Origin of the sequence: Hypnocyclicus thermotrophus (assembly GCF_004365575.1) — a bacterium.
Classification (GTDB): Bacteria; Fusobacteriota; Fusobacteriia; order Fusobacteriales; family Fusobacteriaceae; genus Hypnocyclicus; species Hypnocyclicus thermotrophus.
In genome coordinates this window covers 99,670-111,985 of record NZ_SOBG01000006.1, presented here as the reverse complement: position 1 = coordinate 111,985, position 12,316 = coordinate 99,670, and the positions used below count along the sequence as shown (strand labels likewise).

12 protein-coding genes and 1 riboswitch are annotated in these 12,316 nt (G+C 24.6%); of the genes, 8 read left to right on the top strand and 4 right to left on the bottom strand.

Translation table 11 applies throughout. From position 1 onward, the window contains the following. Positions 1 to 6: 6 nt before the first annotated feature. From EV215_RS07650 to EV215_RS07620, 7 genes are all read left to right on the top strand, one after another. Positions 7 to 1,233, top strand: a complete 1,227-nt coding sequence (locus tag EV215_RS07650) for a M16 family metallopeptidase (RefSeq protein WP_134113416.1) — start codon at positions 7 to 9, stop codon at positions 1,231 to 1,233. Next, positions 1,226 to 1,669: a dUTP diphosphatase gene (gene dut, locus EV215_RS07645; RefSeq protein ID WP_134113415.1), complete on the top strand. Its 444-nt coding sequence runs from the start codon at positions 1,226 to 1,228 to the stop codon at positions 1,667 to 1,669. Before EV215_RS07650 ends, dut begins: the two co-directional genes overlap by 8 nt. A 17-nt stretch (positions 1,670 to 1,686) precedes the next feature. Continuing rightward, positions 1,687 to 2,478: a septum site-determining protein MinD gene (gene minD / locus EV215_RS07640; protein ID WP_134113414.1), complete on the top strand. Its 792-nt coding sequence runs from the start codon at positions 1,687 to 1,689 to the stop codon at positions 2,476 to 2,478. A 14-nt stretch (positions 2,479 to 2,492) separates the two neighbouring features. Further along, complete coding sequence (gene minE, locus EV215_RS07635; RefSeq protein WP_134113413.1) at positions 2,493 to 2,765, top strand: cell division topological specificity factor MinE; 273 nt, start codon at positions 2,493 to 2,495, stop codon at positions 2,763 to 2,765. Continuing rightward, a complete protein-coding gene (rodA, locus tag EV215_RS07630) occupies positions 2,755 to 3,867 on the top strand; it encodes a rod shape-determining protein RodA (protein WP_134113412.1) in 1,113 nt (370 codons plus the stop codon). Before minE ends, rodA begins: the two co-directional genes overlap by 11 nt. Before the next feature lie 43 nt (positions 3,868 to 3,910). Further along, positions 3,911 to 4,780 carry an RluA family pseudouridine synthase gene (locus tag EV215_RS07625; RefSeq protein ID WP_134113411.1) on the top strand — a complete coding sequence of 290 codons (870 nt, stop codon included), beginning with the start codon at positions 3,911 to 3,913 and terminating at the stop codon, positions 4,778 to 4,780. Positions 4,781 to 4,834: 54 nt separating this feature from the next. Further along, positions 4,835 to 4,932, top strand: a riboswitch (purine riboswitch). A 77-nt stretch (positions 4,933 to 5,009) separates the two neighbouring features. Continuing rightward, entirely contained in the window at positions 5,010 to 6,314 is a 1,305-nt protein-coding gene (locus EV215_RS07620; protein ID WP_134113410.1) for an NCS2 family permease, read from the top strand. Between the two features lie 33 nt (positions 6,315 to 6,347). On the opposite strand, the gene EV215_RS07615 is transcribed toward EV215_RS07620, so the two are convergent. The 3 genes from EV215_RS07615 to EV215_RS07605 are packed head-to-tail and all read right to left on the bottom strand — an operon-like array spanning position 6,348 to position 9,816. Then, entirely contained in the window at positions 6,348 to 6,734 is a 387-nt protein-coding gene (locus EV215_RS07615) for a DUF1987 domain-containing protein (protein WP_134113409.1), read from the bottom strand. A gap of 3 nt (positions 6,735 to 6,737) precedes the next feature. Further along, the gene (locus tag EV215_RS07610; RefSeq protein WP_134113408.1) at positions 6,738 to 8,162 is read right to left on the bottom strand and encodes a PP2C family protein-serine/threonine phosphatase; all 1,425 of its coding nucleotides are present in this window, start codon (positions 8,160 to 8,162) and stop codon (positions 6,738 to 6,740) included. A gap of 13 nt (positions 8,163 to 8,175) precedes the next feature. Continuing rightward, on the bottom strand, positions 8,176 to 9,816 hold the full coding sequence (locus EV215_RS07605) for an ATP-binding protein (protein WP_166667376.1): 1,641 nt from the start codon (positions 9,814 to 9,816) through the stop codon (positions 8,176 to 8,178). Between the two features lie 131 nt (positions 9,817 to 9,947). Between EV215_RS07605 and truB the strand changes: the two genes are divergently transcribed. Next, positions 9,948 to 10,820 (top strand): tRNA pseudouridine(55) synthase TruB, encoded by an 873-nt coding sequence (gene truB, locus EV215_RS07600; protein ID WP_134113406.1) that lies wholly within the window; start codon positions 9,948 to 9,950, stop codon positions 10,818 to 10,820. Between the two features lie 31 nt (positions 10,821 to 10,851). Here the strand turns inward: truB and EV215_RS07595 are convergent, their stop codons facing one another. Beyond that, complete coding sequence (locus EV215_RS07595; RefSeq protein ID WP_134113405.1) at positions 10,852 to 12,315, bottom strand: glutamate synthase subunit beta; 1,464 nt, start codon at positions 12,313 to 12,315, stop codon at positions 10,852 to 10,854. Position 12,316: the final 1 nt, after the last annotated feature.

Here is a 12,316-nt window from a genome sequence, read left to right as displayed (position 1 = left end):
GACTTAATGGGTAAAATACTTCATTTAGATAATGGAACACCTTTATTATATGAAAAAATAACACATATTAATTCTTTTTCAATGGGAATATATGTAAAAACTGGAGCAATAGACGAAAAAGAAAATGAAAGTGGGATTTCGCATTTTATAGAGCATATGTTATTTAAAGGAACGGAAAAAAGAAGTGCAAAAGATATATCTGAAGAAATAGATAATATAGGTGGGAAAATGAATGCCTATACATCAAAAGATACAACAACATTTTATATAACGGGATTATCAGAACATTTTGAAATTGCTGCAGATGTATTAAGTGATATATTTTTAAATTCTACTTTTACAGAGAAAAATATTGAAAAAGAAAAAAAAGTAGTTATTGAAGAAATAAGAATGTATGAAGATATACCAGAAGAAAAGATACATGATATTAATAATGAATATATATTTAATGGGAACTATGGTAAAAATATTTTAGGAACAGAAGAGAGTATTAATGCGCTTACAAAAGAGAAGATATTAGATTATTATAGAACAAGATACACAAGTGATAATATTGCAATTGTAGTTGTAGGAAACTTGAGTGAAGAAGAAGTTTTAAAAACCTTTAACTTATACTTTAAAAACTTTAATACTATAAAAAAAGATAGAATAGAAAAAAAAGAATTTAAATTAAATGCAGTAAAAAATATATTAAAAAAAGAGATAAGTCAAGTACATTTATGTGTTAATACTTTGGGCAGTTCGTATACAAGTGAAAATAGATATGTAGGTTCTATACTTTCAATTATTCTTGGAGGAAATATGAGTTCTAGGCTTTTTCAAAAGATTAGAGAAGAAAAAGGACTTGCATATTCAGTATATACATTTAACACTGTATTTTATGAAGGTGGGGCTTTTTCTGTTTATGCAGGAACGACAAAAGAAAATTATAATGAAGTAATAGATATGATATACGAAGAATGGAAGGATATAAAAGAAAATGGAATCACAGAAAAAGAACTTGTTAAAGCTAAAAATCAAGTTTTAAGTTCGCTTATTTTAGGATTAGAAACAACAAGAGCTAGAATGTCAAGATTAGCCTCTTCATATATAACATATAATAAAATAATTCCTTTAGAGGAAATAAAAAATAAGATAAATGCTATTGATTTAGAAAGAGTAAAAAAATATGCAAATAAAATTTTTGATGAAAAATATTATTCAGTTACAATACTTGGTGATATAAATGAATAAAGTAATAATAAAATTAAAAAAAGAAAATGAAAATATAAAACTACCAAAATATATGACAGAAGGCGCTGCAGGAATGGATGTTTACTCTAATAATAGTGTTCCTATAACATTAAAACCATTAGAAAGAGCTCTTATTCCTACAGGATTGTATCTTGAGATTCCATATGGATATGAAATACAAGTAAGGCCTAGAAGTGGGTTAGCTATAAAACATGGAATAACAATGCTTAATACTCCTGGAACCATAGATTCTGATTACAGAGGAGAAATAAAAATCATATTAATAAATTTAAGTAATGATGAATATATAATTAATCCACAAGAAAGAATAGCACAACTTGTATTACAAAAAGTATATAAAGCAGAATTTAAGATAGTAGAAGCCTTAGAAGAATCTAAAAGAAACAGTGGTGGATTTGGACACACTGGAAAATAATAAAAGGAGGAAGTTAAATGGGGAGAGTAATAGCAGTTACATCTGGAAAGGGAGGGGTAGGTAAAACTACCACAGTATGTAATATAAGTACAGGATTAGCACTTGAAGGATATAATGTAGCTGTAATTGATGCTGATATAGGTCTTAGAAATCTAGATTTAGTAATGGGGTTAGAAAATAGAATAGTATATGATATAGTAGATGTAGTAGAAGGTAGAGCTACATTAAAACAAGCACTTATAAAAGATAAAAAGTTAAAATCAAAGTTACAACTTTTGCCAGCATCACAAACAAAAGATAAAACAGCAGTGTCACCCAAGGATATGGCAAAAATCACTGAAGAGTTAGCAAAAGAATTTGACTTTATTTTAATTGATTCACCTGCCGGAATTGAGCAAGGATTTAGAAATGCTGTAGTTGGAGCTGATGAAATAATTATAATAACAAATCCTGAGCTTTCAGCTATAAGAGATGCTGATAGAATAATAGGACTTTTGGATTCATATGAAAAATTAAATCTTAAACTTATCATTAACAGAATTAGACCAGAAATGGTTAGAAAAGGTGAAATGATAAATGTAGAAGAGATAAAAGATACATTAGAGGTTGATTTACTTGGACTTATTCCAGATGATGAAGCTGTTATAATTTCTACAAATAGAGGAGAAGCTGTAATTAAAGATGAAGAAACTAAAGCAGCTAAAGCTTACAGAAATATAATTAAAAGGTTACTCGGAGATGAAGTAGAATTTTTAAATGTTGAAAAAATCAAATTTATGGATCGTGTATTAAATATATTTCGAGGATAGGGAGATGTTGGGTGATGTTAAGTATATTTAAAAAAAATAAAAATAGTGCTAGTATAGCAAGTAATAGATTAAAAGTTGTAATTACTCAAGATAGAGCAAGTATTAGTCAGGAAGTAATGGAAGACTTGAAAAAAGATATGATAAAAGTATTTCAGAAATATTTAATTATTGAAGAAAGTGGACTGGAATGTAGTGTCCAAAGAGAAAGAGAGAAAAATATAGGTCTTTCTATTACAATACCAGTAAAAAAAGTAAAAAGAAAAGGAAATATTTTTGATGAAGACTAATAGTAGAACTATTTCTAAGTTAAATAAAAGATTAAAAAAATTAGATTATGTGTTTATTATTAATATAATAATAATTTTTTCTTTTGGATTGATGACAATTTATAGTGCTACAAGAGTTAAAACAGATACGTTTATTATAAAAGAAATAATATTTGGAATTATGTCAATAGTTGTATTTTTAGTTTTTTCTCTTATAGACTATAGAATTTATTCTAAAAATGCAAAACTTATATATATATTTAATATTTTATTTTTGTTATCTATATATATATTTGGAAGTAAAATATTAGGGGCAACAAGATGGATAAAGCTAGGACCTATAAATATTCAGCCTTCAGAATTTGCGAAAATATTTTTCATATTAACTTTTTCAGAACATTTAGTAAATGGTTATAACAAAAATTTTTATGGGCTAAAAAGTGTTTTTATTTCAAGTATACATCTAATTCCAATATTTTTATTAATTGTAAAACAACCAGATTTAGGGACTTCGTTAGTTTTAGTATTTTTATATATGGAGCTTATATTTTTAAATAATATAGATTTAAAAACATATATTAGTTTGATATTTTTAGGTATTGTATCTATTCCAATTGGATATTTTTTCTTTTTAAAAGAATATCAAAAGAAAAGAATATTAACTTTTTTAAATCCAGAAGCTGATATTTTAGGAAGTGGATGGAATGTAATTCAATCAATGATAGCCGTAGGTTCCGGAGGAGTATTTGGAAAAGGATTATTTCAAGGGACTCAAAACAAATTAAAATTTCTTCCAGAATCACATACTGACTTTATATTTGCAGTACTTAGTGAAGAATTAGGATTTGTAGGGTCCGGATTTTTAGTAATATTATATCTTTTTTTAGTATTTTCAATTATAAAAATAGGAAATAAAAGTGAAGATAAATATGGAAGTTTAGTAGCATATGGAATAGCGGGGATAATTTTTTTTCATAGCATAGTAAATATAGGAATGGTAATAGGAATAATGCCTGTTACAGGATTACCCCTTTTACTTATGAGTTATGGAGGAAGTTCACTTTTATTTACAGCAATGATATTAGGAATAGTTCAAAGTATAAAAATATATGGTTCAAAATAGCAAGGATTTCTTGCTATTTTTATATTAAAGAGAGGAAATAAAAATGATAAAAATAATAATAAATGAACAATATGAAAATAGTAGGATTGATAAATATATTAGAAAAAATTATCCAAAATTAAAATTAGGAGATATATTTAAATTTTTGAGAAGTGGTAAGATAAAAGTAAATAATAAAAAAGTAAAACAAAATTACAGATTAAATATAGGAGATGAATTATCTTTATATTTTATTTATGAAAATGAGGAATATAAATATTATAAACTTAATGAAAAAGAGAAACAAGATATAAAAAATAGAATAATTTATGAAGATGAGGAGATATTAATATTTTTTAAAAATCCAAAAGAAGTAATGCATAAAGGAAGTGGATATGAAGTTGGAATTAGTGAAAAATTAAAAAGTTATTTGAAAAATAAAAATTTTTCATTTGTTAATAGGATAGATAAGGATACGTCTGGGCTTATACTTGGTGGAAAAACACTTCCTAAAATTAGAGAATTAACAGAAATTATAAGAGAAAGAAATATAAGTAAAAAATATTATTTACTAGTTAAAGGAAATATAAATAAAAATAGATTTGAAATAAAAAATAAATTATTAAACAATGGCGATAAAGTAGTAGTAGATGATAATGGGAAAATAGCTATAACAAAATATAGAGTGATAGAACGCTATAATAGTTTTACTTTACTTGAAGCAGAAATTCTAACAGGAAGAAAACATCAAATAAGAGTACAAATGCAAAATATTGGACATTCTATTATAGGTGATAAAAAATATGGTGGGATAAATGATAAATATATGTATTTAAATTCTTATAGTATATCATTTGATAAAATAGACATTCAAACAGATATACCAAATTATTTTAAAAAATACATTAATAATAAAAATATTAAACATTTATAATATATATGGTAAGAAGTGTTGAAAAAAAATAAAATTAATGATATAATTTGTCGTAAAATAAATAATAAGATAACTCATATAATTCTGTAATAAGGTCAGAAGTCTCTACAGGCTACCGTAAATAGCCTACTATGAGTGGAAAAACCTAGTTGGTGTATTTCACTTAGAAATGAGTTTTTAAGTGTTATATATTAACTAGGTTTTTTTAATATAAAAATAGGAGGTAGAGATGGAAAATTTTTTAATGAATTTTTTCAGAATTAAGGAACATCATTCATCAATTAAAAGAGAAGTAATAGGAGGATTTACTACATTTATTACTATGGCGTATATTATATTTGTAAATCCTAACATTTTAAGTGCTACAGGGATGGATAGAGGAGCATTAATAACAGTGACTTGTTTAGCGTCCTTTATAGGAACAATTATTGCTGGGTTATGGGTAAATGTACCATTTGCTATGGCACCAGGAATGGGACTTAATGCATTTTTTACATATACATTAGTAATAGGAAACGGGGCTAGTTGGCAACAAGCGTTAGGAGTAGTATTTTTATCAGGAATAGTATTTTTATTGCTTACAATTATTGGAATAAGAGAAAAAATAGTAAATGCAATACCAATCTCTTTAAGACTTGCTGTATCAGCAGGAATAGGACTTTTCATTACTTTTATAGGATTAAAAGGGATGGGATTAATAGTTGGTGATCCAGTAACACTTGTAAAATTAGGAAAAATAACAACACCATTAATTTTAGGACTGACAGGTCTTGTAATAATTACTGTACTTGAAATAAAAAATATAAGAGGATCATTATTAATAGGAATTTTAGCAACAACAATTTTAGGGATAATGATGAAACAAGTAGAATTACCTACTGCGATTATATCTATGCCACCGGCTATTTCACCAATAGTATTTAAACTTGATATAAAAGGAGCATTACAAATAAGTATGCTTGGAGCGATATTTTCATTTATGTTTGTAGATTTATTTGATTCAGTTGGTACAATTATGGCTTGTGCTCATGAAGCAGAACTTGTAAAAGAAGATGGGACAATAGATAAAATAGGGAAAATATTAGAAGCGGATGCAATAGCTACAGTAGTAGGGTCATTACTAGGTACAAGTACAACAACTACATATGTAGAGTCGTCATCAGGAATAGCAGCTGGAGCAAGAACAGGACTAGCTTCTGTAGTAACAGGGTTATTGTTTTTATTAGCATTAATATTTACACCAATTATTGGGATAGTACCAGTATTTGCAACATCTCCAGCACTTGTTGTAGTTGGAGTATATATGTTTAAAAATGTAAAAAATATTGATTTAAAAGATTTTGAAGTAGCAGTACCATCATTTATTACAATAGTAACAATGCCTTTAACTTATTCAATTAGTACAGGAATAAGTTTAGGTTTTATTTCTTATGTTATAGTAACAGTAGCTGCAGGAGATATTAACAAAATAAAACCTACAATGTGGATAATAGCATTATTGTCATTATTAAATTTTATAGTGACAGGACATTAATATAAAAAAAGGCTCTAGATTTTTCTAGAGCTTTTATTCTTCTAATTTTTTTATTTCAAAATTATAGCTAACATCTTCTTTAAATTCTTCTATAATTTCAACAATTTCTTCGTTGTCTTCATCATAAAACCATATTAACGAAATATCTTTATTATTTTTTTTATGATATAATTCTAAAATATCAAAAATATTCATAATACATTTTGAACTACTTGTATTTAAATATGTAAGATAGATTTCAAGTGATAATTGGTTGTTTGAAGTATCTGAAAAATAATTTTTAATAGCTGTAAAAAGAGGTGTATAAAATTCAAATGAATTTTCTGGATAAGACTCTCCTTTTATGATTAATTTTGATTTGCTAATGTTAAAATGAATTTCAGGGCTATATTTAGTAGCTCTAATAAATAAATCTTCCATTTTTTATTCCCCCTTTTTTAAGTCAATTCCTATTATTGTAATATCATCTCTTTGTTCATCAAAAAAATTATTAAAATAAGATAAGAAATGATTTTTTTGATTATGCATTGAATAAAGAGAATATTTTTTTATTAATTCTTTAAATCTTTTTTTTGAAAATCTTTTGTTATTATTTTTATTAGGTTGTTTTATAATCCCATCAGTAGTAAGATAAATTGATTTAATTTCCTCAAGGTCAATAAATTGACTAGAATAATTAAAATTATAAGGTGTTTTTAAATATCCTAGACTAGGTTGTTTTTGGTAAATTTCAATAACATTATTTTGATTATCTAATAAATACATGGGTATTTTTGTATTAGAAAATATTAACTTATTGATTATAGGATTATATTTAAAGATAGCAATTTCTAATCCATCATCAGTTAAGTTGCTTTCATGTTTATTGAGAATATTACGAAGTTTTTTATGTAATATAGTTAATATTTGCCCAGTATCTTCATTATATGGATTAGATAATATATTTTCTAAAAATTGATATACTTTAATTGATAAAAAAGCACCAGGGATACCATGCCCAGTACAATCTATAAGAGCAAAGTAAAGAATGTTATTAACTTCTTTTGCATAATAAAAATCACCACTAACTATTTCTAAAGGCTTCCAAATAGAAAAATATGAAGAAAAATATTTATTAAGTAAATTTTTTTCTGGGAAAATAGAAAGCTGTATTTTTTTAGCATATCGCAAAGAATCTATAAATTTATAATTAGTATTTAATTTTTCATTGTTTTTTAATAAAGATAGAGCAGTTTCTTCAATCCTAAGATCTAAATCTTGGTTATAAAATTCAATTTGTTTTTCGAGTTTCTTAATTTTATAATTAAAATTATCAATTTCTTTTTTATATGAGTTAATTATTTCTTCAATAATAATAATTTCATTTTTTAAGTTACCATTATAATTATAATCGTTAATAATTTTTTTTATATTAAAAAAAATATTTCTATTTATATAATTATAAAGAATAAAAATAAAAATAAAGAAGCTCATAAAAAGAGAAAATACTGTTAAATAATAAAACTTAAAAAATTCTTCTTTTTTAAGTTTTATATTTGAATATGTTTCAGTAAAATCGTTTGAAATATTTAATAATCTTTTGTTTTTTTCAAAAATTAATTTATTTTTAAATTTTAAATAGTTGTTATTATCAAAAATCATATTGTCAAATATATAATTGATATTTGATTCTGTTTTAAATTCAAGGAGTAATAATATTTTTTCATTATCTTTTGATAGTTTATTAATCCTAGGTTTAAAGTAAAAAAAATTAAGAATAACAAATAATAAAAAAGACACCATAATTAATATATTTAAAAAAAATATTAATTTAGTAGAAAGTGAATAGTTTTTAATAATTTTTTTCATGAAATCCCTCAATTTATTCAAGATATGGTAAAGTGATTATAAATCGTGTACCTTTATTTATAATAGATTCTACTTTTATAGATCCGTTTAATTTGATTATTTCTTCTTTAACTTTTGTTATTCCCACTCCTCTGCCAGCAGAATAATTTATAGTTCTATTAGTAGAAAAAGAAGGCTCAAAAATAACCTCTAAAATATTTTTAGAATATTTTTTCTTTAAAAATTCTCCATTTGAAAGAGAATTAAGTTTTTTTAATAACATTTTTTTATCAATACCTTTACCATCATCAGTAATTATTATAGAAAATAAATTTTTATTTTTTATAGTTTTTATATTAATATTTCCACCTTTAGTTTTTTTTAATAGATCTCTTTTTTCAGGAGATTCAATAGCGTGTTCTGCAATATTTCTAAATAAATGTATAAGAGTTTTTAAAAAATTTTTATAATATTTAGGAGAAAGCATAATATCATTACCTTCTATTTTAAATGATGATATAAATTTATGGTTTGATTTACAACTGTTATATGTGAAAGTTTTTAAATTATTAAAATGTTTATGTAGTGAAATATATTTTAAAGAATAAACTTCTTTTTTTATATTATCAGAAGGACAGTATTTACTTACTGCGTTTATAAGTAAATCAATTCGTTCTTCTGAAATTTCAATATATTTATTTTCATTAAAGAAATTCTTTCCAAGATAAAACTCAATAATAGATTTATCTTTTTGAAAAAGTTTTGAATGATTAATATTTTTTATTAGTGGGAAAATATCAAATTTAAGTTTATGTTCCATAAAATAACTAAGCTTTGATTCAAAGTGATGTAATTTTTTGACAGTATTAAACATATAAAATTGAGAAAATAAAGCTTTAAAATTATGGATTTCAATAAATATTTTACTACAACTTTCTTCAAAAGAATAAGAAGAAATTATTTCTGGTAAAATTTGATGATAAAAATTTATATAATCATTTATATTGTTTTTTAATTCAATACTATTTGAGATAGCACTAGTTAACATTAAAATAGTTCTTTTTTCATTTTGGATTCTTCTTCTAAATTTTATTTGTTCAGTAATATCAGTTAAAATAAATACTAATAATTCTACTTCAGTATTGTCACTTAAAATTTTAGTTAATTCATAGTCGATTGTAATATGTTTTTTATTTATAATAAAATTATTTTCTAAAAGAGATAAGTAAACTCTTTTTTTTATAGGATGAGATGTAAACAGTGAGTTTAATGTATTTATATATGTTTCTTTAGCGTGTTCTGACTTAAATGATAATAAATCTAGGATATTTAATCCAGTAATAGAATTTTTATTAAAAATTCTTAAAGATTCTTTACTAATTTTTTTTTGAATAATAAAATTTTTATCTATAAATAAAAAACCTTGTTTAGAGTTATCTAATAATAATTGAACTTCTTTTTCAGAAATAAGAGATATTTTTTGAAATTTATCACCAAGTGCAGTAAGCTTTAATGTTTGTTTTAATAATTTTTGATAATCCTTTAATAATTGGTTATAGGAATTAGAAATTTCTTCTTTTGAAATGTTATTATTATTTTTAAAAAAATCTTCTAAAAATTTTTTATTATTTTCAATAATGTCAAATTCTTTTTTAAATAAATTATCAAGCTTCATATTATCCCCCATTTTATTTGACCTTATAATACATTATAATATAAAATACATATATATTTCAATAAATATAATTGTTTTTTTTAAAAAGTTTTGTTAGAATATATAACAGTAATTAAAAAAAAGGAGATATCATGAAACTAGAAGGAATAATAAATATAAATAAACCCAAAGGGATCACTTCATTTGATGTTATAAGAAAATTAAGAAAAATATTAAAAGAAAGAAGAATAGGACATACAGGTACTTTAGATCCTTTAGCAGAAGGAGTTTTAGTAATTTGTGTTGGGAAAGTTACTAAACTAGCAAGTTTGATTGAGGCAAAATCAAAAACATATATAGCAGAATTTGAATTTGGCTATAAAACAGACACTTATGATGTTACTGGAAATATAATAGAAAAAACAGAAAATTTTATTATTTCAAAAGAAAAATTAATAAATATATTAAAAAAATTTGAAGGTGAAATAAAACAAATACCTCCAATGTATTCAGCAATAAAAGTAGATGGTAAAAAATTATATGAGTTAGCTCGTGAAGGAAAAGAGATAGAAAGAAAAGCTAGAAAAATAAAAATAGATTATATAAAGTTATTAGAGTTTGATGCTAAAAAAGCTAAAATAGAGTGTAAAGTATCAAAAGGAACATATATTAGGAGTTTAATTTATGATATAGGTGAAGAATTGGAATGTTTTGCTACAATGACATCACTAATAAGAACTAAAGTAGGAAAATATAATATTAAAAATAGTTTTACAATAGAAGAAATAGAGGGAAATTTTATAAAAAATAATATAGATTTTTTACTTAGAGTAGAAGAAAGTTTTGATTTTAATAATATAGAAATAAAAGAAAAAATCAAAAAAAATATGCTTATAAATGGAAATAAAATAAGTTATAAAGGGGAAAATGGTTATTATAAAATATATTTTGATAATAAATTTTGGGGAATAGGAATAATTGAAAATAATTATTTGAAGCCATATAAATATTTTAATATAGAATAAAAAAAAGCTGTCAAATATTTGACAGCTTTTTTTATTTTGATGATAAAAATTTATTAATAGATTCAGCAGCTTCTCTTCCTTCATTTATAGCCCATACAATAAGAGATTGACCTCTTCTCATATCTCCAGCTGCAAATATTTTTTCTTTTGAAGTTTGATAATTTTTTGTATCTGCTTTTACATTTCCACGATTATCAAGCTCTATTTTTAAATTATTTATCAAACCATCATGTTCTGGATGAACAAAACCAATAGCCAAAAGAACTAAGTCTGCTTCGACTTTAAATTCACTATTAGGAACTTCTTTCATAACTTTTTTTCCATTTTCATCAGTAATCCATTCTACTCTAACAGCATGGAATTCTTTTACGTTATTATTTTCATCACCAGTAAATTGTTTTGTTAATATATTCCATTGTCTGATTTCTCCAAGTTCACATTTCCCTCCAAGACATGTTTCGGCTTCTTCATGAGCTGTATTAATTTTTAATGTTTGTGGAAAATTTGGCCAAGGATTATCTTGAGGTCTATCAAGGGGCGGCTTATTTAAAAGTTCTATTTGATATATAGTTTTAGCGCCTTGTCTTATAGCGGTTCCAACACAGTCAGCTCCTGTATCTCCACCACCAATTATTATTACTGATTTATCTTTTGCGGTTATTAGCTCTTTTTCTGGGATAGTTTCTCCTGCATTTAATCTGTTTTGTTGGATAAGATAATCCATTGCATAATGAATACCTTTTAAATCTCTTCCATATACAGGAAGGTCTCTAGCTAATTTGGAACCACCAGCAAGTAGTATAGCATCATATTCTTTTTCTAATTCGTCTACGCTAATATCTACTCCAACATTAGTATTATAAATAAACTTTACACCCTCTTCAATAATTTGATTAACTCTTCTTTCAACTACATATTTTTCGATTTTATAATCAGGAATACCATAAGTTAATATTCCACCAGCTTTACTATCTCTTTCATATACAGTAACATTGTGTCCAGCTCTATTAAGTTGCTGAGCAGCTGCGAGTCCAGCAGGACCACTTCCAATAACAGCTACTTTTTTATTAGTTCTATTTTTAGGTGGCATAGGTTTAATCCATCCATTTTCCCAACCTTTTTCTACAATATTTAGTTCGATATTTTTTATTGTAACAGGTTTATCATTAATTCCTAAAACACATCCACCTTCGCATGGTGCTGGACAAACTCTTCCAGTAAATTCAGGGAAGTTGTTTGTACTATGAAGAATAGTAAGAGCTTTTTCCCATTCACCTTTGTGTGCAAAATCATTCCATTCAGGGCATATGTTTCCTACGGGACATGAAAAGTGGCAAAAAGGAATACCACAATCCATACATCTAGCAGCTTGTTTAACTAAATATTCATCTGTAAATGGTTTATATAATTCTTTAAAATCTTTTATTCTTTCTTCAATAGGTCTTTTTTGTGCTTCTTCTCTAGGAAATTCTAAAAATCCTCCTAATTTACCCATT

Coding starts and splice junctions, on each gene's coding strand:
- EV215_RS07620 (WP_134113410.1), top strand. CDS start 5,010: ATGGAAAATTTTTTAATGAATTTTTTCAGAATTAAGGAACATCATTCA.
- EV215_RS07650 (WP_134113416.1), top strand. CDS start 7: ATGGGTAAAATACTTCATTTAGATAATGGAACACCTTTATTATATGAA.
- EV215_RS07595 (WP_134113405.1), bottom strand. CDS start 12,315: ATGGGTAAATTAGGAGGATTTTTAGAATTTCCTAGAGAAGAAGCACAA.
- EV215_RS07625 (WP_134113411.1), top strand. CDS start 3,911: ATGATAAAAATAATAATAAATGAACAATATGAAAATAGTAGGATTGAT.
- minD (WP_134113414.1), top strand. CDS start 1,687: ATGGGGAGAGTAATAGCAGTTACATCTGGAAAGGGAGGGGTAGGTAAA.
- dut (WP_134113415.1), top strand. CDS start 1,226: ATGAATAAAGTAATAATAAAATTAAAAAAAGAAAATGAAAATATAAAA.
- minE (WP_134113413.1), top strand. CDS start 2,493: ATGTTAAGTATATTTAAAAAAAATAAAAATAGTGCTAGTATAGCAAGT.
- EV215_RS07605 (WP_166667376.1), bottom strand. CDS start 9,816: ATGAAGCTTGATAATTTATTTAAAAAAGAATTTGACATTATTGAAAAT.
- EV215_RS07615 (WP_134113409.1), bottom strand. CDS start 6,734: ATGGAAGATTTATTTATTAGAGCTACTAAATATAGCCCTGAAATTCAT.
- rodA (WP_134113412.1), top strand. CDS start 2,755: ATGAAGACTAATAGTAGAACTATTTCTAAGTTAAATAAAAGATTAAAA.
- EV215_RS07610 (WP_134113408.1), bottom strand. CDS start 8,162: ATGAAAAAAATTATTAAAAACTATTCACTTTCTACTAAATTAATATTT.
- truB (WP_134113406.1), top strand. CDS start 9,948: ATGAAACTAGAAGGAATAATAAATATAAATAAACCCAAAGGGATCACT.